Here is a 22,314-nt window from a genome sequence, read left to right on the forward strand (position 1 = left end):
GGGAAGCTCTGCCCCCTACCCCCGTATCCGTCTCACACGAAACGAACGCCCCTTCAGTTTTCCCTCGCCTAATTTTATTAATGCCGTTTGAGCCGCATCTCTACTGACGGCCACATAAGCCCAGTTATCGAAAATATGAATTTTGCCGACCTGTTTACCAGCAATGCCGTTTTTTCCTGTGAGTGCGCCGAGAATATCGCCGGGTCTCACTTTCTGCTTTTTGCCACCATCAATTTGTAGGGTCACCATGGGTGGCTTATAGGTGGGTTGCTCCAGCAAGCTGAATGGCGGCAAGGGCGAGGCAACAATGCGCTGATCTAGGTACTCTTCCAGTGCTTCAACTTTGTATCTCTCTTTGTCATTATACAAAGTACAGGCGATGCCTTTGCTGCCTGCGCGTCCGGTGCGACCGATACGGTGAACATGCACCTCTAACTCACGGGAGAGATGGTAGTTGATGACGGCGTCCAAAGCGTCGATGTCTAGGCCGCGGGAGGCCACATCGGTGGCAACCAGTATCGAGGCGCTTTTGTTGGCAAAGCGCACTAGGGTTTGATCACGGGCTTTTTGTTCCAGGTCGCCATGCAATGCCAGCGCACTAAAGCCAAGGTCATGTAACTCGTCAGCCACTTCCTGGGTCTCCCGCTTGGTATTACAAAATACCAGGGCGGATTCAGGGCGATATTTCAGTAGCAGCAGCTGCAGGATAGTCATACGCTGTGTATTGGCATCGACCCTGTAGAAGTACTGCTGAATACTGGTGCTGTCATGGGTAGCAGCAACTTGCACCACTACCGGGTGGATCATGATGCGTTGAGCAATAGACTCTATTTGAGAGGGATAGGTTGCGCTGAATAACAGGGTTTGTCGCTGCTGTGGAGTGTACTTGATGATGGCATCCAGAGCTGGCTGGAAGCCCATGTCGAGCATGCGATCCGCCTCATCCAACACAAGCATGTTTAAACTATCCAGCCTCAGCGTACCTTTTCGCAGGTGCTCTTCCACTCGCCCGGGTGTCCCTACAATGATGTGCGCACCGTGTTCCAGTGAGCCAATCTGAGGCCCAAAGGGCATGCCGCCACAAAGAGTTAGAACCTTGATGTTGTGGATGCTTCTAGCCAGTTTGCGAACCTCTTTGGCCACCTGGTCGGCCAGTTCCCGAGTCGGGCAAAGTACCAGTGACTGCACACGAAAGCGCTTTACATCAAGCTTTTCCAATAAACCCAGACCGAATGCCGCGGTTTTTCCTGAGCCTGTTTTCCCCTGCGCGATAACATCTTTGCCATCCAGAATATGCGGCAAGCTCTGCGCCTGTATGGGCGTCATGGCCAGATAACCCAGGGTAGAGAGATTCTTAAGCAGGGCGGGATGCAGCTTGAGGGATGAAAAGTCAGTTTGGCTCAAAGTGCTTGTCCTTTTAGTGTCTGGGTTGTGACTTCGATTGCCATAAATCACAATAGTAACGGCGTTGGGCTAGCAGCCTATCCGGCCAAAGAATAATAGGGGACGTACCACAGCTTCTAGCAATGTGGATGTTCAATCCTGGCGCAAAACAGACGCACGATTATCGCATAAAAGATCTACCCGGCCATGGCAATTGGCAACTGCATAAACTCATTTCTCTTGATGATCGGCTTATGCATTTGCCAAAACATCAAACACAACCAACCAATATTCCATTCAGCCATAGTTCATGCTCCCGCCCCGGCCTGCGATCAGCCGTGACCCACAACTCCTTTATCGCCAGCACTTCGAGTTCTGCCACCAACATCCCTAACCCTGCTTCATCCATATCGGTGAATCGGCGGCCCTGTTTTTCATATTCACCTTGGCCATATTTGAACGAGCAATAGATCACGCCATTGGGCTTCAGCGCGCACGCCAGTCGGCGGAAGACGTCCGGTAGCTCCTTGGCGGGAACGTGCAGCAGCGAAGCACAGGCCCAGATACCGTCAAACTGGTGTTGGTATTGGATATCTTGCAGACGCTGTACCTGAACGGGTTGCCTGATCTCTTTTTCGGCTAGAGCGGCGATCTCGGCAGAGGCGTCGAAGGCGGTGACTTGGTAGCCGCGTTCGATGAAGGACTTGGCGTCGCGGCCGGAGCCGCACCCTGCATCCAGGATATGGGCCCGTTCAGGCAGCAATGGCAGGAAACGTTGGTAGAGTAGCTGCATATCGACCCAAAGGGTCGCTTCAACGAAGGCCTTGGCATTATTTTCATAGTAGTCCATAGGCAATCTCTGCAGTTTGACTAATAGTCAGAAGTAGAGCCTTAGCCACCAAGGCTAACTTCTGTTTCGGGGTGAGACCACCCAAGGCCATATTCAGCCGCTCATGGTTATAAGTCCAAAACCAACGGGTGGCAAATACCTGTACTCGCCTCGGTCTGATTGAGAGTGCTGATGATCTGGCAGTCACTGTAACAAGACTGTTTCTTACAGAAATCCAACAAACTTCATCATCCCCCATCGAGAATCAGAAACCTCCTCTCCCGTTCAACCATTCCCCCGGATAGCTGCGGATTTTCCCTGATACAGCAGGGAAAACCCCGTCTAAACATTTACCTGATTTCACGCTAGCTTCTCTGTCACCTCCCTCCATTTACAGAGTAGCCCCGATGGACGCACGAGCCGCACCAAGAGCCCCCCTTAAAGTAGCAGTCAACCTGTTTTGTGAGCAGCGCGCATCCCAACGTCACTGTGTGACCCATGACATCAGCACAGGTGGTTTTTTTGCCGTGGGCGTTCTCTGCCTACGCCCAGGAGATCGCTTAAAGGTCGCCTTGGGGGAGATGGAACGGGGTGCATTGAGCCTCAACTGTCGGGTGATCCGGGTGAGCATGGAGGGGGCCGGACTAAAATTTGAGGACAACAGTGCGCTGCAGATGGAGGCCCTGAGCGAGATGATCTTACCCAACTGGGATGGCAAAAGCCTGCTGGAGGGCCAACTGAGGATTGCCCCCTGGTATCCCCATGAGGGCCTGTCAGGCTGGCTCAGATTGATGTCATTATTGAACAGCTGGCATCTCCTGGTAACTCCGGCAAGGATGGAATTTCGCCGTTGTCTGAAAAATCATTAGTCAGGCAAAAGCCACAATTACTGACAAACTCCATGGAAATGCTAGCCTGGCAATTGGTGACTGCTTCCTATACTTCCAGTCACCAAAGAGAGGAGAAGCCGCTATGTCAGACATTCTCAAACGCATCCACAGCCCCGCCTCGGTACGCAACGATCCCAACGGCAACCTGTTTGGCGCAATCCCTTGGTCGGAGCATGAGGCCATCGAGCGCGCCGCAGAGATCGGCATCACCATGAATGATAATCAGTGGGACATCGTGCTATTTGTCAGAGATTACTATCGAGGGCGTGGGGATGAGGCCTCTGCCCGAGAGGTCATGAAAGCCCTGGGGGAGGAGTTCGCAGGCGATGGCGGACGTAAATGGCTCTACCAATGCTTTCCGGGCGGACCGGTCAATCAGGCCTCTTTCATTGCCGGCATTCCCATCCCAAGTGGGGCATCTGACCCCTCTTTTGGCAGCCGGCTTTAACAGACGCTGATTACCCGGCGATTCAGCTCGATTTCGAGATCACGTCGAGATAACCGCGCTGAATCGCTATCTCAAGTGACTGCGCGCCATTCACCAGTTCTTCATAGGTTTCGCGCAGTTTTTTTAGCTGATCGATCTGGTCGGGAGATGGCAAGCCGTTACCCACCACACCTGCCATATCAAACAGTTCCTTGAGGTAGACGGCACGCGCCCGCGCAACCAACACCATGACCGGGTTCAAATCACTCAGCGACAATTTTGGGATCGCTGGATTTATGGTCTCCCGATTGATTTCCCTGATCGTCTTGTCGATCTCCAACAGAAGCCTATTGTTGTCGGTTAACATCGTTGCACTCTCCTTAGGTAACTGCCGAAACAGATATCGGCACCCTGGTGGAATGCTTTATTTCGTTCCCAAAACGACCAATCCAGAGGCCCAAGTCTCAGTCAGAAGGAGACCAGCGATTGCAGATACCAGGTAGGACGGACATCATCTCGCGGCGGATGACTACCGCCCAGCCCGGTGGAGACCAAAGCCGAATCGATACCCGCCCGGTTGGCACCGGCAATATCGGTAGCCAGTTGGTCCCCGATCATTATCGGCTTCTGCACATTCAGCAACTGAAGTGCCTGATCGAAAATCGGCGCATAGGGCTTGCCGAGTCGCGCAAATCGCGGCGCATGTTGACCATAGCGTTCCAGCAGCAGCGCTTCGATCATCGCCGCCAGGCCGCCTGAGGTAAAACCATACTCGCCGGGAGAGAGCGGATAGATAATATCCGGATTACACAGCACCAATTCCACCGGGTGGCCCATATCAAACCGCCGCATCACCATGCTCAGCGCCTTGTTCATACCTTCCACGCAGTCGAATCCCTTCTGATCCGCGATCACCAGCACATCCGCATCGACCCCTTCTCTTAACGGCTCTGGGTATCCACCGGCGCGGCGCACATAATCCTCTGACTCTTCAGGGCCCAACACCAGGCAGCCGCAACCGACCAGGCCGCGTTTGACAAAGTAAGCTTCCAGCAACATACCGGAGGTGAGGATGGAGAACTCCGCAATCTCCAGCCTCTGACGCAGATAGTCCATTACCATCGTCGAAGGTAGCCGTGACGCAGAGTTTGTCAGCACTAAATAAGGTATGGCCATCGCATTCAGGCGATGGATAAATGCCTCCGCCCCCGGCAGCACCCCCCGCCGGTCGACCAAAACACCAGAGGCATCAAGCAGAAAGCCATCATAACGTTCGATAAGATCATCGATAGTCGTCGATACAGATAAATCCATTAGTTCCCAAATCCAGCAACAAAACCCGGCATAGCCGTTTATCTAAAGAAGAGGAGAGGCTCAGCCCACCCATACCCGGGCATTCCGGAACAGCCGCAGCCAGGGAGCATCACCACCCCACTCATCCGGGTGCCAGGAGTTCTGCAGTGTGCGAACTACCCGTTCCGGATGCGGCATCATGATGGTGACCCGGCCATCACTGGAGGTTAGGCCGGTGATACCTTCTGGCGAGCCGTTGGGGTTGGCCGGATAACGGCTGGCCGGCCCACCGCTGTTCTCCACATAGCGCAGCGCCACCTGCGACTGGGCTGCGGCCAGCTGCGCTGCATCGTGAAACTCCGCCCTGCCCTCGCCGTGCGCCACCGCGATCGGCATTCGCGAACCCGCCATGCCTGCCAGCAGAACCGAGTTTGTCTCACCCACCTCGACACTGACAAAGCGCGCCTCGAACTGCTCCGAGCGGTTGCGCACAAAATGGGGCCAGTTCTCGGCCCCGGGGATCAACTCATGCAGATTGGAGAGCATCTGGCAGCCGTTGCAGACCCCCAGTGAGAAGCTGTCGCTACGCTCGAAGAAGGCCTGAAACTGATCCCGCGCACGACTGTTGAAGAGGATCGACTTGGCCCAGCCCTCGCCGGCGCCGAGCACATCACCGTAAGAGAAACCACCGCAGGCCACCAGCCCCTTGAACTCATCCAGCGAGTGCCGCCCCTCGATGATGTCGGACATATGCACATCGACACACTCGAAACCGGCGCGATGAAACGATGCTGCCATCTCCAGTTGGCCGTTGACCCCCTGTTCGCGCAGGATCGCTATCTTCGGATGGACCCCGCTGGCAATCATTGGCCCCGCCACATCCTCCGCCGGATCAAAACTGAGAGAGACCTGAATGCCCGGATCGTCTGCCGCGATGCGCTCGAACTCCTCCTCGGCACAGCTGGGATTATCGCGCAGCGCCTGCATCTGCCGGGTTACCTCCGACCAAGCCTGTTGCAGTTCCACCCGACTTGCCTCCAGCAGCAGCTTGCCCGTGCGGGAGACCCGGATCTGCTGATCGTCGTTAAGGGCACCGATCACTTGCGAACAGTGGCCCAGCCCGGCATCGTGCAGCGCCTTCAGCACATCGTCAGTATCAGTATGGCGCACCTGCACCACCGCGCCCAGCTCCTCGTTGAACAGCAGCGCCAACGGCTCGCCGGGGAGATCATCCAGCTCGACGTTCAGGCCGGTGCGACCGGCAAAGGCCATCTCAGCAAGGGTGGCGAGAAGGCCGCCGTCAGAGCGGTCATGGTAGGCCAGCAGCAGCCCGTCCCGATTCAGCTCCTGGATCACATCGAAGAAACGCGTCAACGTCTCCGCATCATCCAGGTCGGCGCCTTCATGGCCGATCTGCTTGTAGACCTGGGCCAGCGCCGTGGCGCCGAGCCGATTATGCCCTTTGCCCAGGTCGATCAGGATCAGGTCGCTATCCCCCTGATCGCTGCGCAGCTGCGGTGTCAGGGTGCCACGCACGTCCTCCACCGGGGCGAAGGCGGAGATGATCAGCGACAGCGGCGCGGTTACCTCGCGCTGCTCCTCCCCCTCCTGCCAGACCGTCTTCATCGACATCGAGTCTTTGCCTACCGGAATCGCAATGCCGAGTGCCGGACAGAGCTCCATACCCACCGCCTTGACGGTCTCGTAGAGCCTGGCATCCTCACCAGTGTGGCCCGCCGGGGCCATCCAGTTAGCGGAGAGCTTGATATCGCCGATCTTGCCGATCTGCGCGGCGGCGATATTGGTGATCGCCTCACCGATTGCCATCCGCCCGGAGGCCGGCGCGTCGAGCAACGCCAGCGGAGTGCGCTCGCCCATCGCCATCGCCTCACCTGTGTGACCCATCAAGCCGGAGGTAGTAACCGCCAGATCAGCCACCGGCACCTGCCAGGGGCCGACCATCTGGTCGCGGGCCACCATGCCGGTGATCGAACGGTCACCGATGGAGATCAGGAAGGTCTTGTTCGCCACCGTCGGCAAGCGCAGCACCCGCAGCGCCGCCTCCTTCAGGTCGATCTCGCTGGTATCAAGTTCCGGCTTAGCGAAGGGCCGATGATGCACGTCACGCAGCATCCGCGGCGCCTTGCCAAACAGCAGCGGCATCGGCAGATCGATCGGTTTGTTGTTGAAGTGGGCGTCGCCCAGCAGCAGGTGCTCCTCATCGGTGGCCTCACCCACCACCGCGTAGGGGCAACGTTCGCGCTCGCAGATCGCCTTGAACTCGTCAAGCCGCTCAACGTCGATCGCCATCACGTAGCGCTCCTGGGACTCGTTACACCAGATCTCCATCGGCGCCATGCCGGGGTCATCGTTGGGCACCATGCGCAGCTCAAATCTGCCGCCACGGCCGGCATCCTTGACCAGCTCCGGCAAGGCGTTGGAGAGGCCGCCGGCACCCACGTCGTGGATAAACAGGATCGGATTCTCGCCGCCTCGTGCCCAGCAGGCATCGATCACCTCCTGGCAGCGACGTTCCATCTCGGGGTTGGAGCGCTGCACCGAGGCGAAGTCGAGATCCTCCGCTGAGGTGCCGCTGGCCATCGACGAGGCGGCGCCACCGCCCAGGCCGATCAGCATCGCCGGGCCACCCAGCACCACCAACGGCGAGCCCGCTGGGAAGGTCGTCTTCTCGATATGTTCGCCACGGATGTTGCCGAGCCCGCCGGCGAGCATGATCGGCTTGTGGTAGCCGCGCAGCTCTTCACCGTCTGGCCCTGCCACCCATTGTTCGTAGGTGCGGAAGTAGCCGCACAGATTGGGCCGACCAAACTCGTTGTTGAAGGAGGCAGCGCCGATCGGCCCTTCGAGCATGATATCGAGGGCCGAGACGATACGCCCCGGCTTGCCGTTATCCTGCTCCCAGGGCTCTTCGCCGCCGGGCAGGCGCAGGTTGGAAACCGAGAAGCCGTTCAACCCTGCCTTCGGCTTAGAGCCCTTGCCGGTGGCGCCCTCGTCGCGGATCTCGCCGCCGGAGCCGGTGGCCGCGCCAGGATCGGGGGAGATGGCAGTGGGGTGGTTGTGGGTCTCCACCTTCATCAGGATGTGGATCTCCTCTTCGCCGAAGCCGTAAACCCCATCTTTGGGATCCGGCAAGAAACGTTCAGCGCGTGGGCCGGCCATCACTGCCGCGTTGTCTTTGTAGGCGGAGAGCACACCGTCCGGTGAGCAGTCGGTGGTGTTGCGGATCATCTTGAACAGGGAGCGCTGCTGAGGCTCACCGTCGATGATCCAGTCGGCATTGAAGATCTTGTGGCGACAGTGCTCGGAGTTAGCCTGGGCGAACATCATCAGCTCGACGTCGCTGGGGTTGCGCCCCAGCCCCTGAAAGCTCTCCAGCAGATAATCAATCTCGTCGTCGGAGAGGGCCAAACCCAGCTCGCCATTGGCACGCTCCAGGGCAGGCCGCCCCCCCTCCAGTAGATCAACGCGCGTGAATGGCTTGGGCTCAGCATGACTGAACAGGCAGTCCGCCTCATCCATCCCGGCCAGCACCACCTCGGTCATGCGGTCGTGCAGCAGGGCTGCGAGCACTCTATTTTCGCCATTGGAGAGTTCGCCACCTTCCAGCTGCAGATAGTAGGCCATGCCCCGTTCCAACCGCTCGATCTTCTGCAGACCGCAATGGTGGACGATATCAGTCGCCTTTGTAGACCAGGGAGAGATGGTGCCGGGCCGTGGCACTACCAGCAGCAGACTCCCCTCAGGATCGTGCTCTGACAACTGCGGACCATAACGCAGCAGCTGTTGCAACACCTCACCCTCTGCAGCATCCAGGGGCTGGCTCAGCTCGGCAAAATGCATGAACTCAGCATAGACACTGATCGGCCTGCCGAGCAGCGTTTCAAGCCGCCGGGCGAGTTTCTTCAGGCGAAAATCAGAGAGCGCGGGCGCACCACGGAGAATGAGCATCGTCTGGCCTTTTCTTGTCAATCAAAACAGGTCGGCAATCATACAGGAAAAGCGCTGGCGAGTTGATTGGCGAGGCATCTGTTGCCACTGTCAGCATCCGGGACTATGTTGAAGATAGAGGGCAGGAGATGACCTGTCCGGGAGGTCGAGATGCGTAGAAGCAACATTCGCCACACTCTGATGTGGATACTCGCCTTTGTGCTGATACTAGGATGGATCGGCGCACTGGCACTCTAACAGGTTTGGCTTCAATCCCTATCCTGAGGGGTGAATTGCCGGGCCGTAGACCAGGCCATCCACCCCAGCAACAGGCTGGCAGCGATAAGCGCGCCCCACAACAACCACTGTTTCCAATCCCTCAACAGTGGCGCCGCCAGCGCCGGCGCCCCTAGGGGCGCCCAACCTCAGTTGCCGGCTGATCAACCGCCCCTCCCGCGCCCCACTCAACTCTTGCCAAAGCCCTCTACTCTGCTGGGCCTGCACGTGGTGATATTGCGAGACTTTTCCGGACAAAAAATCACACAACTTTTCGGTTCTCTTTCTCATAGCCCGATGGCGTCTGATAGCCGATAGTTGAGTGGCGTTTCTGGCGGTTATAAAACACCTCGATATATTCAAAAATCTCCTGCTTGGCTTCTTCTCTGGTCTGGTAGCGCCTGTGATGGGTAAACTCCATCTTCAGGGTGTGGAAGAAGCTCTCTGACGGGGCATTACACCCCAAGGGTAGGCTTCGCGCTCCCAGCAGTTGCCTTTCCGGCTCATGCTGCAAACGAACGCATGATCCTTGATGGTTTTCTGGTAGAGGCCGGAGGCATACTGGCTACCGCGGTCACTATGGAGCATCAAACCAGGGGTTGGCTTGCGCTTCCAGATCGCCATCATCAAGGCGTCGTTAGCCAGCTGGGCCGTCATGCGATCCGACATTGCCCAGCCCACAACGGCCCTGGAGTAGAGATCAATCAGAACCGCGAGGTAGAACCAGCCTTCATCTGTCGGAATAGAGGTGATATCACCCGCATACACGGTATCCGGCTGAGCGACCAGGAATTGCCGATCCAAAAGATTCGGCGCGACAGGGCGACCATGGTTAGAGTGGGTCGTCGCCTTGAATTTACATCGACTCTTGCTCTATAGCCCTTGCTGCTTCATCAAGCGACCAATACGTTGATGACTGACTGATTCACCACCTTCCGCCAGCTCCTGGCGGATACGCCTGGCACCATAGGTTCCCCGGCTCTTCTCGTGGATCTTCTTCACTTTCTCAGCCAATCGCCTGTCTTTGATAGTGTGGGCGCTCTCAGGCCACTTCAGCCAATCGTAGTAGACATGCAGTCTTGGATACGGGTTGATCGCTCTCTATTACCAGTTTAACCGCTGACTCTTTGAACTCCGCTGTATAGTGGTTCTGTTTCTTCTGATCACTCATCGGCACACACTCTCTGGTTAGCCCCCAACATTACTTGAGGTTGTGTGTCCGGGATAGTCTAGCCACTTCAATCAAAGAGGTACTTGGAGCATCACTTTGAGCCAAATCCAGTGACCCGTATCCGGACTTTCAGTCCTTGGTTTTAACTCACCGGCTTTTAGCCAGTGGTTGTTAAGTGTTCTTGCTACCGAGAAGGATCTTGTCAACATGACCAGCAAAAGCAAAGTCAAATATGCCGGCCTCGGCGTAGCCTGCGGCAGGAGTTATTGCGGTACAACGTGGATATCGATATTGTTCGGGCTTTACGCCTTACTGTAGGATACCGGGCGTCACTGTCAACTCACCTCACTCAGAGGTACCTTAATAACAACCAAAAAAACCAATATGGAGATGTCTTATGCAATGCCTAAAGTTTGAATCTAAAAACGATCTACTCGAACAGATAGGAAGTGAAGAGGCACTACCCGGCAGTTTACTCTTTATCCAGTCAGGTCAAGGCACCATCAGCATCAATCATCAACAACTCTCCATTAACGCCAGCAACCTATTCAGCCTACCGCTGTTTGCCAAAATCGCCCTACCACAAGCCACAGAGGCGTTTTCTGGCTGGCTGCTAAAATTTAATAACAGCGAGCGCAAGAAACTTTTGGTCCACTCGTTCCCCCTATTCTGTCCTTTTACCGGTATTGTTCAGCTTAATCTCAGCGCTGAAAACTTTAATAAATTCAGCTTTTATCTGAGTGAGCTAGTTCAACACCAACAACAGGCAAGCCTCGCCGACAAACAACTCTCACGCATGCTATCTGTACTGATCATTAAATATTTGGATCTATTTATTGACGGAGAAAACAGCATCAGCCAGCTTACTGATCCGTTGCTTAAAAGATTTGTTGACTCAGTAGGGAGAGGATTCAGAAATAATCACAACGTCGAATACTATGCTGATCAAATCGGAACCACCACAAAAACCCTCAACCGCCGTCTAAAAGAGACCCTCGGCATCACACCCAAAGATATAATCAACTATCGCATCAACAGTGAAGCAATGCGGATCTTTGCCAGCAACGACACCAGCGTAAAAGAGATCGCTTACCAGTTAGGCTTCAACTCACCAGACTACTTCCATAATTTCTTTAAGCGACTCAATAAAATCACACCATCCAATTACAAAAAACAACTGACCTATGCCATCAGTGACCTATAGTCTCACAACGCCCTCCATATAGAGGACCTGCCTAGCCAGGCCCAATACACCCCGCAAGCATATAGCTGCAAGACCCGCCTGTTTTGCTCTACCCCATCTATGGGGTAGAGCGCCGGTTGGAGAGTCACCAAGCGCTCCCCATCTTTTCATTCCGCAACCCCACTATCCGCCTCAATATCGGGCAAATTTTGACTTGCGCTCCCAGCTTGCCTGCTACAACCGTCAGAGATGAAGGAAGTTCCAGAAAAACAGGGAGCGCTTTCCCGCCCCCCATAACCCGACAACCTCAGAGAATGTCCCAAAAGCATAGATTTTTGTCTGAAAATCACACTCCAATCTTACCCCCCTTACTAGAGAATTAGATTCCGCTATCACTGATCTTGGTTGCGGCAATTACATCTCATTCTATGGGGAGCAAATAACATAAAAACAAGCAGTTAACACTTCTAAGCAACAGACATGCCAACTTTATCTTCCTGTCAAAATAATATAAAAGAGGTTTTGAACATGCACTACACACTCTCCACTCTAAGCAGAGGAATCACTCTAGCCTTGGGGTTTGGCCTGTTGGCCCCCAGCCTGCACGCTGCACCCAATCCCATCAAGGTCGATCAGTTCGGCTATCTGCCAAACGCGCAGAAGATTGCAGTGATCAGCAACCCGGTAAACGGTTTCAACAACACCTCCCCCTTCTCTCCCAATCAGAGTTATGAGCTGAGGAGCGCAGCGGATAACAGCGTAATCTTCAGCGCCAATCTCACCCCCTGGAAGGATGGCGCCACTGACGCAACATCCGGCGACCAGGCATGGTGGTTCGACTTCTCTCAGATCACCAATAGCGGCGAATACTATATCCTCGATCCACTCAACGGCACCCGTTCGGAAAATTTCCGCATCGACAGCAACGTCTACCACGATGTGTTGAAGCAGGCGGTGCGCAGCTTCTTCTATCAACGCAGTGGCATTGCCAAGCAACCGCCTTACGCCGATACCCGCTGGAGCGATGAAGCCAGCCACACCGCCGACGCCCATGCGACCCTGATCGATCCCAACAACCCAGAGCGGGTTATCGCGGGCACCGAGCGTGACCTCTCTGGCGGCTGGTATGATGCGGGAGATTTCAACAAATATGTCAACTACGCCGATGGCGCACTGCACAATCTGCTCTTTGCCTATCAAGAAAGCTCGCAGGTCTGGGGCGACGATTACAACATCCCAGAATCAGGCAACGGTGTTCCCGACCTGCTGGATGAGATCAAGTGGGAACTAGACTGGCTACTCAAGATGCAGAATAGCGACGGATCGGTGCTGCATAAGGTCTCATCTCTATCCCACTACATCGCATCCAGTTACGATGCCAATGGCAATCCAATCCCTGATTTCAAACCCAGTAACGACACCAATCAACGCCGTTACGCACCTGCCACTGCATCGGCCACCATCTCTGCCGCCGGCGCTTATGCCCATGCTGCGACGGTCTACAAAGGCCTGAGCGATCCAGCCATGCAGGCCTATGGTGAGCAACTACTAGCCGCTGCAGAACAGGCCTGGGTATGGCTAGAGGACAACCCCGACAAGATCCCATCCCGTTTTGGCGAAAATGGCAGCCGAACCGGTTTTTACACCGCCGACGCAGAGGATTGCCATCGCGGCGACTGTGCCGGCCCACAAAAGGCCAATCGACTCGCCGCCGCCATCTATCTGTTTGGCGCGACAGGGAATGCCAAATACCACACCTACATCCAGCAACACACCGCACCCGGCAGTTCCGACATTCGCTTTCTGCGCAACCTGGATCAAGCCTACCTGCGCGTCGATGGACTCAACACCGAGATGCAGGACGCCTTGCTCTACTACACCAGCCTCAGCGGTAGCGACAGCGCCCTGGTGACAAAGATCAAGCAAAGCTACAGCGACGCCATGGTGCGTCCAATAAGCTGGGGGGTATTTTCACCCCTGGCGCGTTTCCAGGAGCAGGAAGACCCCTACCAGGCCTACCACCGGGCCGAGGACTACCACTGGGGCAGCAATCGCGCCAAAGGTCACGCCGGCAACATGCTGATGAGCGCCCGTGTCTACCAGACCGAAACCGGCAACCAGAACGCCTACTACAACGCCGCATCTGGCTATCTCCACTACCTGCACGGCACCAACCCACTGGGACAGAACTACCTCACCAACATGGGTGAATTTGGCGCCGACAACTCGGTTGCCGAGATCCACCACCAGTGGTTTGCCGACAACAGCCAGTGGGACAACGCCAACAGCGACTTTGGCCCGGCCCCCGGCTTCTTGACTGGCGGCCCCAACCCCAAATACCCCGAGACCGATAGCACTACGGCCCAACGGATACGCAGTAGCGTCACCATCGACGGCATCAGTCTGCTGGTTGATCAACCCACCTCCAAGACCTACAAGGCCTGGAATACAGGCAATGAAGCCCCCTGGCAGATCAATGAAAACTCCATCACCTATCAGGCCCCCTATGTCCGTCTGATTTCCAAATTCATGGTGGATGCACCGGTTGGGGTAGCAGAGAAACCAACCACGCCCGGGACATCCACACCGGCCGTACTGCCACCAGACACCATCGTACCTAACATCGAAATCGTTACAACCAGCCAATGGGATGATGGCTACTGCATTGCGGTCACTATCTCCACCGACAAATCGATCAACGACTGGCAGTTTGACCTGCAACTGCCCGGACCCACCTTTGGCATCTGGGGCGTCAACAGCAGTGATCAGGGCAGTAACCGCTTCAACATCACCCCGGCCAGCTGGAATCACCTCATCTTCGCCGGTGATCAGAAGTCCTTCGACAGCTGTGGCGCCGGCGACCCGGCCCAGATCAGCGTACAGAACGCAACCGGCCATACCTACCAGCCCCAGATGCGCGCCAACTTTGGTAGCCTGTTTGTCGATGCCTGGTTCACCGGGATCTGGGACAACAGCTACTGTATGGACGTCAACATCACCAATCTGACCAACTCCACCCTGAAGTGGAGTGAAGTGCGCCTTACCCTGGAGGATAGTGTGCTGGATGTCGGCTGGTCAGGTTACTATCAGATGTCAGGCAACCAGCTGTTGATCACCCCCAAAAGCTGGAACGCAAGCCTCGCCCCCGGTGGTGACACAACCGTCGGCTTCTGTGCCGACGGCCACAACAACCTGTCACTCACATCGGCTGTAACCGGCCAATAGAGGGCAGCCTCAAGAGCGGCCCAGTAGCCAGGATAACAACCATTCCAGCTACTGGGTCAGCCCCTTCCAGATAGCTGCCGCGCTGTCGACCAGGCCATCCACCCCAGCAGCAGGCTGGCGGCGATCAGCACGCCCCACAGCAACCAGCGTTTCCGCCCCCCCATCAATGGCGCGGCCAATACCGCCTCCCCCGCCAGGGGTTCGGGGACGCCCAACCGAAGTTGTCGGCCGATCAACGGCTCCTGCTGCCCGCTGGTCAACTCCTGCCACAATCCACTGCTCTGTTGGGTCCGCACCCGGACACTGCCGTAGGCGAGCAGGAACGGCCCCGCCCCCCGGGCGGCAAAGCGCAGCCGGTGGGGATTCCAGCGCAACACGATACGGGGCGGCGTAGCGCCGAAGCCACCGCCCGACGGGTCCAGCTGCAGCCGCCAATCACGATCACCGTTCGACTTCACCGCCAAGCGGGTCTGCACAATCGGCTCGCCCTCACTCCGCAGGCGGTAGATCAGCCCGGCGGCCCGCCGCCGCCACGCCTGCTTTGGCCCGGCCCGGGATGAGAGCCAGACCCACGCCAGGCTATTCGGCTCCTGGGGCAAGATCTCGACTCCGCTCAGGGGCAGACTGGCAGGGATCTGGAAGCGGTACTCCCCCGCCGCCACCCGTTGCAGATCGGCGATCACCATCGACTCGGGCTCGATCACAGGCGGGGCCCCGCCAAGTTCAAGCTGGACGCCACTGAGCCTGATCGGTCGGCCCTGATCGGCCGGGGTCAGACGCAAATAGCGGGCCGGCTGCCCACCGAGCGGGATCCTCTGCCGCTGCAACCGTTCGCCGTTGTGCTGGAGGTCGGCGATCACCGCACTGTCGCTGAGCAGCGACCAGTGGCTCAGGTCGTCGCTCTGCTCCAGCCTGAGACGCTGCACAAAGCCTCGCTCCCCGGCTGCCCACTGCAGGATCAGCCCCTCAACGGCGGGAGGTTCATCGTCCCCCCACAGTTGCAGCAGATAGCCATGCAGCACCTCATCCTGAGACTGTTTTATTTCGCGGGTGTAGAGGGCCAGCTGACCATCCCCAGCCGGCTGACTCATCTGCATCGCGATCAGCTGAAGCGTGGCCTCGCTGGGACCGAAGAGCGGGAAAAGCTTGACCTGCCGCAGCTGTTTTTCAGCCGGCTGCTGACTGGACAGCCGTTGCAGGGCATGGGGCACTTGGCTCCCTTGGGCGTTGAACAGGCTCAGGTCGCCCAGATCACTGCGCACAACCCCCTGGTAGACCGCCAGTGGCACCGACAACTCATAGAGTGGCCTCTCACCGCTGGGATGCAGCCTTATCCCCCAGGCGAAATCGGCCGGCGCCAGTGCAGTTCGATCGGCCACCGCCAAGGTGGAGAGCAGCAGCAGAGACAACAGAATCGTGGACTTCATGGCTGCTCCTCCACGCTCTCTAACTGGGGCTGGCGGGGTGGCACCGGAGCAAGATAGCCCACCAGCAACAGCAGCGCCCCTACTCCGAGAAAGGCGACAATACGCGCCAGGGTGGCAGTGTTGGAGAGATCGATCAGGAACAGCTTCACCACCACCAGCCCCATCAACCCGGCGCCAGCCAACCAGAGCAGACGATAGCGGCGGCGGTGGCCCACCACCATTCCGACCAGGCCGAGTAGCGCCCATAGCATCGCCAGCCCCGCCTGCAGGATCTGCGAGCCAAACAGGGCATCGGGCATGAACGCCACCCCTGCCCAGTGATGCACGGTGCGCGCCAACATCCCGTTTAGCCAGAGAAATCCACTCCCCCCCAGCAGCATGAAGCAGTGGCGGGCCGTCAGCCCCTGCGCCAGCAGCCAACCACCGGCCCGCCGCCACCACTGCAGCAACGCCAACAGCAGCGCCAGCATGGTCAGATCGAGCGGGTTGAACAGTGGCAGATAGGCCAGCGGGCTAGGATCACCAGGACTGGTGAAGTTGACCAGCAGCCCCCAACCCAGCAGCCAGGCGGCCAGCGGCGCGGCAATTATCGTGCTGTAGAGATCGGTCAGACGCGCCAACGGCCAGCGCAGCCAGCGTCCACCATGCATCAGCAACAGCAGCATCAGCAGCGGCACAAAACCCCAGCCACTCAGCTCCCAGCTCGCGCCCCCAGCAATCAGCCAATCGATCCGCCAGGCCGTCTCCAGACTCAACAGCCAGCAGAGCGCCCAGAAGTTGCCGGCATGCCAGTAGCGCTGCAGTTGGGGCGGCATCTCATCCCACTCCAGCTCTCGTATGATCCAGTAGAGTGCGGCGAACATCAGCACCCAGCCCAAGCTCGCCCAGCCGATCAGGTAATGGCCGTGGACCTGCCCCATCGCCACCAGCATCAGCAACAGTGCCGGCAACAATCCCAGAGAGACCAGGCGCAGGCGCGGCCAGTCGAGCCGCCGACGCAGCAGCTCCGCCCCCACTGCGGTGGCCGTCAGCAAGAGCAGCAGCCAACTCGATTCATCGACCCCCTGAGCAAAGTGCAGGATCTCCTGAAAATTCCCGCCGAGCCACCAGAGCAGCCCCCAGGCAAAAAACAGCGGCGTCAAACGGCGCTCCAAAGGATGGCTCTGCTGCCAATGGCGATCGAGATAGAAGGCGCTGAAGATGCCGGCAAAGGCAATCAGCGCCGCCCCCAGATAGAGGCTGTTGAGCAGCGGCAGCCCCCAATCGATGCGATACCCCGCTTCGAGATAGAGCAGCCCGGCCAGCAGCTGCAGCAACAGACCGAACAGCCGCGGCAGGAGGTGTGACTGACGGATGCCGATCCAGATCATCGCCCCCCCCTCCAGCGCCCAAAAGGCGGAACTCAGACGCCCCTCCAGGGCGAACGGAATAGCCAAGGTGGAGAACACCACACCGGTGGCGAGGAAGCTCTCACAGAGCAGGCGCAGACTCTCTCCGCTGCGGCGGAACAGCAGCGCCGCCAAGCTGATATAGAAACCGCCCAAGGCCAGGGCACTGAACGCCAGCCCATACTCAAAATCCTTTACCAGCGCGGCCTGCAGCGCCGCCGTCGCCAGCGGCACGCCAAACACCAGTGAACCATCTACCCAGCCTTTGAGATTGGGTGGCTGACGCAGCGCAAACAGCACCGCCACCGCCACATACATCAAAAAGAATGCGATCAGGAAGGGCTCAGTGGTGGCGAAGAATTCGGAGCGATAGAACTGAAAGCCCCAGAGGCTGCCAATGACGAAGGTGGAGCCAAACCCGAGCAGATTGAGGATGCGCCAGGCACGGAACCAGGCGATCGCCAGGATGCCGGTGTTGAGCAGCAGATAGTAGCCGAACAGGGCGACGTGGCTCCCCTCCCCGGTGGAGATCAGCAACGGCGCCAGAAAACCACCGGCACTGCCCAACACCGCCAATGCCCGGGAGTTCTGCAGTAGCGCCAACAGTGCCGAACAGGCGACAAACAGCAACAGCAGCGCAAACGCCATGCTGGCGGGAATCAGATTGTAGAGGCGCAGCGCGGCGAACACGGTCAGATAGAGCAGCCCCACCGCCCCACCCTGCAGCGCCAGGGCGTAGCTCTCTCGCTGGTGGCGCAGTCGCCAGCCGAACCCCAGCATCAATACACCGCCCAGTGCCACGCCGACCAGGCGCAACTCCATCGGCAGTTGGCTGTGCTCGGCGGCATATTTCAATAGGAAGGCGACACCGAAAAAGAGCACGATGACGCCGACACGCACGATCAGGTTGCCACCACTCAGATAGCCTTTGAGCCATTCAATCAAGCTGCCCAACCAGGCACTGCGAGCAGGCCTCTTCAGGGAGGGGTCAGGCGGCTCAAAGGACATGGATGCAGTGATTTCCGGAGGAGCCCGCAGCACCTCAGACGGGGCTTCATGAGTCCATTTTGGCATCACTTCTAAGGCTTCCGGCGCTGCAGCTGGCGGCTTGACCCGTTGCGCGTCAAGTGACTCAGCGGGCTGCACAACCGACCTCTCCCTCTGCAACTGTTCCAGCTCGTGTGCTAGCCGAGAGAGTCGGCCCTCCAGCCTGAGCAACTTGCCCACAAGCCAGCCAATCACTGCGCCAAAAACAGCCCCCTCACTTCCAAGCAGGGCCATCGCTAGCAGCCCCCCCAATATCACCAGCGCATAGACCATGCATAACCCCCCTGTAACGCCTGCTTGCCACTCAACCATAGCGCTCCTGCAGGAGCGCTATCCTGAGCGGATTGGAGTCTTCAAGATGGACTATCCATGGGGGGAGTTAAAGGATTGCGAAGGAAGTCGTGCCAGCTGCATCCTGGAGGATCATCTGGCGATACCAGCCGATCAGGCGTATTCGTCGATGCCCAACACGGCGCTGACGTAATCCCGCTCATTGATCTGATCGAGAGATTGGTAGGCATTCAGGGCCTGGCGGGCACGTTGGTCGATCTCGTCCTGTGCCAGATTCTGCTGGCGATGGCGCCTGGCAAAGAGCGCCTCTGCCCGCTCTGGCGTCGCCACAGGACGGGGCGTCGACCGCTCCACCAGGGTCGGATCAGTGGTTTCTGGACGGGGGGCAATATGGGAGGGATCGACCTCGCGCTCGTGCACGGGCCGTGTCGGCAGGGCGATGATTGAACCCCGTATTTCCAACTCCGCTCCCTTCAATCGAATTCGATGCTTATCTGGCCGGGAATTGTAATCCAGATGACAGGATCAATAATCCCTCGAAGTGCGACATTGTCTACATTTTAGACCTTTTCCTGCCACACAGAGGCAAATCCCCGATCACCAACTCTAGACAAGCTCCGCGGAGTAGCCCGCCTGCTTGACCGCGCCCAGCAGCTCAGCGGTATCGGCGCTGCCCTCGACACGGGCCGTGCCCGACTCCAGGTCGACCTCCACGGCCTCCACCTCGGCCACCGCCTCCAGCCCCTTCTTCACATGGGCCACACAGTGCTGACAGGTCATCCCGGTCACTTTCAGTTCCACAGACATCGTTACCTCCTCCAGGTCGGGTTTGAAAAATCGCAACCGGTTGGCGTTGCTCACCACGGTCACCGAGGAGAGCGCCATCGCCAGGCTAGCGAACATCGGCGGCAGCAGCCAGCCGGTTACGGGATAGAACAGACCGGCCGCCAGCGGGATGCCGATCAGATTGTAGATAAAGGCGCCGAACAGATTCTGGCGGATATTGCGCAGGGTGGCGCGGGAGATGGCGATGGCGGTGCTGACACTGGCCAGGGAGTCTCCCGCCAGGGTGACGTCGGCGTTGTCGATCGCCACATCGGTGCCGCTGCCGATGGCAAAGCCGGTATCGGCCTGGGCCAGGGCCGGCGCATCGTTCACCCCATCCCCGACCATGCCGACCCGATGCCCCTGGGCCTGCAGCATCTGCACTACCTTGAGCTTGCCCTCCGGTAACATCTCGGCATGCACCTCGTCGATACCGAGCTGGGCGGCCACCGCTTCGGCGGTATGACGGCTGTCTCCGCTGCAGAGCACCAGCTGGATCCCCTGACGCTGCAGCAGCCGCACCGCCGCCGGAGTATCGGCGCGGATCGGATCCTTCACCACCAGCAGCCCCAGCAGCCGCCCGCTGAGGGCCAGCCAGACCAGGCTGCCCCCCGCCGATGCCTCCTGCTCCGCCTGCTTCAGCAGCGCTGTTGGGATCGTCACCCCCCGCTGGGCCATCAGCCGCCGGTTGCCGATCAACACCGGCTGACCGGCGACCTCGGCCTCTCCACCCTGCCCCGGCAGGGCCTGAAACTTGCTGGCAGGCGGGATCGTCAGGCCACGCTCCCGCGCTGCCGAGGTGATCGCATGAGCCAGCGGGTGTTCCGACTCCTGCTCCAGCGCCGCAGCCAGTTGCAGGCAGAGATCCTCGGTCGCCGTATCCTGGGGGTAGATCTTGTGCAGCAGCGGCCGACCCTGGGTCAGGGTGCCGGTCTTGTCCACCACCAGGTGGCTCAGGCGGCTCGCCCCGTCCAGCGCCTCGCTGTTACGGATCAGGATGTTGAACTGGGCCGCCCGTGCGGTGCCCACCATGATCGCGATCGGGGTGGCCAGCCCCAATGCGCAGGGGCAGGCGATCACCAACACCGCAATGGCAGCGGTCAGGGCCAGCGGCAACGCCGGAGTTGGCGCCAGCACCATCCAGGAAATGAAGGACAGCAGACTAATTGTCACCACCACCGGCACGAACACCGCCGCCACCCGGTCAACCAACCGGGCGATCGGCGGCTTGCTCATCTGCGCCTGTTTCACCATGCGGATGATCTGGGCCAGGGTGGTCTGGTCGGCGATCCGGCTGACCTCCAGCAGCAGTGCACCACTGCCGTTGACCGTACCGCCGATCACCCTATCACCACTCCCCCGCTCCTGGGGCAGCGACTCGCCACTGATCATCGACTCATCCACCGAGGAATGCCCCTGCAGCACCTGCCCATCCACCGGGATCTTCTCCCCCGGGCGCACCCGCACGCGATCCCCGATCTGTACCAGCGAGGCCGGGATCACCACCTCCTCGCTGCCTCTGAGCAGCGATGCCCGCTTAGGCACCGACTCCAGCAAGCTGCCGATCGCCTGGCTAGTGGTACGTTTGGCCCGCACCTCCAACAAATGACCAAACTGCAGAAAGGCAAGGATTATCACCGAGGCATCCAGGTAGAGCGCATCGGTAACGACCCATTCAGGCGCAACGATCGCCAACAATGAAGCGATCCAGGCCGCGCCGGTCCCCAACGCCACCAAGGTATCCATATTGGCAGAGGCGTGGCGAGCCTGCTTCCAGGCACCACGGTAGTAGTGACCACCGCTAAAGCCGATCACGCCGAGAAACAGCAGCGCAATCCCCAACCACAGCCCGCGATTGCCCTCCAGGGGCGGCAGCCAGCCGGCGTGACTGGCGACCATCAGACCGATACCTGCGCTCCCCGCCAGAGCTGCCCGCCAGATCGAACGCCGCAGTTCCCGGCGCGCCCGTCGCTCCTGTTCCACCTGCGGGTCGTCGAACTGCTCCTCCAGTTCAGCGTCAGGACAGATCTTTTGCACCGCCAGCAGCAGATCCGCCGGATGAGCACGGCTCTGCAACGCTATCCCCTGAGGCAGAGTTTGCATCGTCAATTGCGGATCGAGTCCGAGCAGAAGTGGTTGCAACTGCTGCTGTTGCGCTTCACTCAAGGGCGCAGCAAACCGGAACTGAAAACGATCAACCGGACGCCCCGGCTGTTGTAGGCTGGCCTGATAACCCTGTTCGATCACCGCCTGCACGGCCGCGACAGGATCGCCACCACTGACCCGCGCCTGGCGCTCCAGCAGATTGACCTGCACGGAATCGACGCCGCTCACCGCGCCAACCGCCCGCTCCACTGCCGCCACACAGGCGGAGCAGCTCATATCCTCGATCTCGATCAGGTACTCTTCGCCACATCCGCCAACGGTGCTGCCGCTTGATCCGGCTGCGCCGGGTAACCTTGAGCGCTGACATGCTCGGCCACCTGAATCGGATCGCCACCCACCACTTGGGCCAGCCCCTCAAGCAGGTTCACCGCCACATCCTGCACCCCATCTACCGAACGAATCGCCTGCTCCACCCGACTCACGCAGGCGGCGCAGCTCATCTCCTCGATCTTCAGGGTATAGGGGCGCGAACCGGTATCGGCCGGACTGGCCGGCTTGCTGGATTGGGAGCGGTATTCCGCTCGCTGTGACTCACTCATATGGAA

At 58.7% G+C, this 22,314-nt stretch carries 16 protein-coding genes and 1 pseudogene; 4 read left to right on the top strand and 13 right to left on the bottom strand.

Annotated elements, in window-relative coordinates; all coding sequences use genetic code 11:
- Nucleotides 1–15 precede the first annotated feature (15 nt).
- Nucleotides 16–1,404, bottom strand: a complete 1,389-nt coding sequence (gene dbpA, locus RIFP1SYM_RS06090) for an ATP-dependent RNA helicase DbpA (protein WP_005960860.1) — start codon at nt 1,402–1,404, stop codon at nt 16–18.
- Between the two features lie 250 nt (nt 1,405–1,654).
- Entirely contained in the window at nt 1,655–2,233 is a 579-nt protein-coding gene (locus RIFP1SYM_RS06095; RefSeq protein ID WP_006473825.1) for a class I SAM-dependent methyltransferase, read from the bottom strand.
- 386 nt (nt 2,234–2,619) lie between these two features.
- Here RIFP1SYM_RS06095 and RIFP1SYM_RS16905 point away from each other — a divergent pair, with 386 nt between their 5' ends.
- On the top strand, nt 2,620–3,081 hold the full coding sequence (locus RIFP1SYM_RS16905) for a PilZ domain-containing protein (protein WP_005960864.1): 462 nt from the start codon (nt 2,620–2,622) through the stop codon (nt 3,079–3,081).
- A gap of 103 nt (nt 3,082–3,184) precedes the next feature.
- Entirely contained in the window at nt 3,185–3,550 is a 366-nt protein-coding gene (locus tag RIFP1SYM_RS06105; RefSeq protein ID WP_005960865.1) for a TusE/DsrC/DsvC family sulfur relay protein, read from the top strand.
- Nucleotides 3,551–3,572: 22 nt separating this feature from the next.
- Here RIFP1SYM_RS06105 and RIFP1SYM_RS06110 read toward each other — a convergent pair whose 3' ends face one another.
- The 6 genes and pseudogenes from RIFP1SYM_RS06110 to RIFP1SYM_RS17920 form a co-directional block, all read right to left on the bottom strand.
- On the bottom strand, nt 3,573–3,896 hold the full coding sequence (locus RIFP1SYM_RS06110; protein WP_005960866.1) for a hypothetical protein: 324 nt from the start codon (nt 3,894–3,896) through the stop codon (nt 3,573–3,575).
- 101 nt (nt 3,897–3,997) lie between these two features.
- Nucleotides 3,998–4,843: an HAD-IIA family hydrolase gene (locus RIFP1SYM_RS06115; RefSeq protein WP_005960867.1), complete on the bottom strand. Its 846-nt coding sequence runs from the start codon at nt 4,841–4,843 to the stop codon at nt 3,998–4,000.
- A gap of 60 nt (nt 4,844–4,903) precedes the next feature.
- A complete protein-coding gene (gene purL / locus RIFP1SYM_RS06120; RefSeq protein WP_039959852.1) occupies nt 4,904–8,791 on the bottom strand; it encodes a phosphoribosylformylglycinamidine synthase in 3,888 nt (1,295 codons plus the stop codon).
- A 517-nt stretch (nt 8,792–9,308) separates the two neighbouring features.
- Nucleotides 9,309–9,467 (bottom strand): IS3 family transposase, encoded by a 159-nt coding sequence (locus tag RIFP1SYM_RS18990; RefSeq protein ID WP_010085204.1) that lies wholly within the window; start codon nt 9,465–9,467, stop codon nt 9,309–9,311.
- Nucleotides 9,468–9,469: 2 nt separating this feature from the next.
- Nucleotides 9,470–9,901: pseudogene (locus RIFP1SYM_RS06125) on the bottom strand (IS3 family transposase); the annotation flags it as partial.
- Between the two features lie 18 nt (nt 9,902–9,919).
- Nucleotides 9,920–10,060: an IS3 family transposase gene (locus RIFP1SYM_RS17920; protein WP_005960871.1), complete on the bottom strand. Its 141-nt coding sequence runs from the start codon at nt 10,058–10,060 to the stop codon at nt 9,920–9,922.
- 554 nt (nt 10,061–10,614) lie between these two features.
- Here RIFP1SYM_RS17920 and RIFP1SYM_RS16370 point away from each other — a divergent pair.
- Together RIFP1SYM_RS16370 and RIFP1SYM_RS06140 are read left to right on the top strand one after the other, a co-directional pair.
- Nucleotides 10,615–11,421, top strand: coding sequence for a helix-turn-helix domain-containing protein (locus RIFP1SYM_RS16370; RefSeq protein ID WP_005960872.1), 807 nt, complete (start codon nt 10,615–10,617; stop codon nt 11,419–11,421).
- 507 nt (nt 11,422–11,928) lie between these two features.
- Complete coding sequence (locus RIFP1SYM_RS06140) at nt 11,929–14,625, top strand: glycoside hydrolase family 9 protein (protein WP_240992033.1); 2,697 nt, start codon at nt 11,929–11,931, stop codon at nt 14,623–14,625.
- Between the two features lie 56 nt (nt 14,626–14,681).
- Here RIFP1SYM_RS06140 and RIFP1SYM_RS06145 read toward each other — a convergent pair whose 3' ends face one another.
- From RIFP1SYM_RS06145 to RIFP1SYM_RS06165, 5 genes are all read right to left on the bottom strand, one after another.
- The gene (locus RIFP1SYM_RS06145) at nt 14,682–16,052 is read right to left on the bottom strand and encodes a DUF3999 domain-containing protein (RefSeq protein ID WP_005960874.1); all 1,371 of its coding nucleotides are present in this window, start codon (nt 16,050–16,052) and stop codon (nt 14,682–14,684) included.
- Nucleotides 16,049–18,760, bottom strand: a complete 2,712-nt coding sequence (locus RIFP1SYM_RS06150; RefSeq protein ID WP_039959855.1) for a DUF2339 domain-containing protein — start codon at nt 18,758–18,760, stop codon at nt 16,049–16,051. The genes RIFP1SYM_RS06145 and RIFP1SYM_RS06150 overlap by 4 nt, the downstream gene beginning before the upstream one ends.
- Before the next feature lie 171 nt (nt 18,761–18,931).
- A complete protein-coding gene (locus tag RIFP1SYM_RS06155; protein WP_138921715.1) occupies nt 18,932–19,240 on the bottom strand; it encodes an endoglucanase in 309 nt (102 codons plus the stop codon).
- A gap of 144 nt (nt 19,241–19,384) precedes the next feature.
- The gene (locus RIFP1SYM_RS06160; protein WP_005960877.1) at nt 19,385–21,985 is read right to left on the bottom strand and encodes a heavy metal translocating P-type ATPase; all 2,601 of its coding nucleotides are present in this window, start codon (nt 21,983–21,985) and stop codon (nt 19,385–19,387) included.
- A gap of 14 nt (nt 21,986–21,999) precedes the next feature.
- On the bottom strand, nt 22,000–22,308 hold the full coding sequence (locus tag RIFP1SYM_RS06165) for a heavy-metal-associated domain-containing protein (protein ID WP_005960878.1): 309 nt from the start codon (nt 22,306–22,308) through the stop codon (nt 22,000–22,002).
- Between the last annotated feature and the right edge of the window lie 6 nt (nt 22,309–22,314).

The organism is endosymbiont of Riftia pachyptila (vent Ph05), assembly GCF_000224455.1.
Classification (GTDB): Bacteria; Pseudomonadota; Gammaproteobacteria; order Chromatiales; family Chromatiaceae; genus Endoriftia; species Endoriftia persephonae.

Excerpts from the sequence above, each read along its gene's own strand:
- RIFP1SYM_RS06105 (WP_005960865.1), top strand. The coding sequence starts at position 3,185 with ATGTCAGACATTCTCAAACGCATCCACAGCCCCGCCTCGGTACGCAAC.
- RIFP1SYM_RS06165 (WP_005960878.1), bottom strand. The coding sequence starts at position 22,308 with ATGAGTGAGTCACAGCGAGCGGAATACCGCTCCCAATCCAGCAAGCCG.
- RIFP1SYM_RS06095 (WP_006473825.1), bottom strand. The coding sequence starts at position 2,233 with ATGGACTACTATGAAAATAATGCCAAGGCCTTCGTTGAAGCGACCCTT.
- RIFP1SYM_RS06115 (WP_005960867.1), bottom strand. The coding sequence starts at position 4,843 with ATGGATTTATCTGTATCGACGACTATCGATGATCTTATCGAACGTTAT.
- RIFP1SYM_RS06150 (WP_039959855.1), bottom strand. The coding sequence starts at position 18,760 with ATGGTCTATGCGCTGGTGATATTGGGGGGGCTGCTAGCGATGGCCCTG.
- RIFP1SYM_RS16370 (WP_005960872.1), top strand. The coding sequence starts at position 10,615 with ATGCAATGCCTAAAGTTTGAATCTAAAAACGATCTACTCGAACAGATA.
- RIFP1SYM_RS06140 (WP_240992033.1), top strand. The coding sequence starts at position 11,929 with ATGCACTACACACTCTCCACTCTAAGCAGAGGAATCACTCTAGCCTTG.
- RIFP1SYM_RS18990 (WP_010085204.1), bottom strand. The coding sequence starts at position 9,467 with ATGGAGTTTACCCATCACAGGCGCTACCAGACCAGAGAAGAAGCCAAG.
- RIFP1SYM_RS06160 (WP_005960877.1), bottom strand. The coding sequence starts at position 21,985 with ATGAGCTGCTCCGCCTGTGTGGCGGCAGTGGAGCGGGCGGTTGGCGCG.
- RIFP1SYM_RS06110 (WP_005960866.1), bottom strand. The coding sequence starts at position 3,896 with ATGTTAACCGACAACAATAGGCTTCTGTTGGAGATCGACAAGACGATC.
- RIFP1SYM_RS06145 (WP_005960874.1), bottom strand. The coding sequence starts at position 16,052 with ATGAAGTCCACGATTCTGTTGTCTCTGCTGCTGCTCTCCACCTTGGCG.
- RIFP1SYM_RS16905 (WP_005960864.1), top strand. The coding sequence starts at position 2,620 with ATGGACGCACGAGCCGCACCAAGAGCCCCCCTTAAAGTAGCAGTCAAC.
- purL (WP_039959852.1), bottom strand. The coding sequence starts at position 8,791 with ATGCTCATTCTCCGTGGTGCGCCCGCGCTCTCTGATTTTCGCCTGAAG.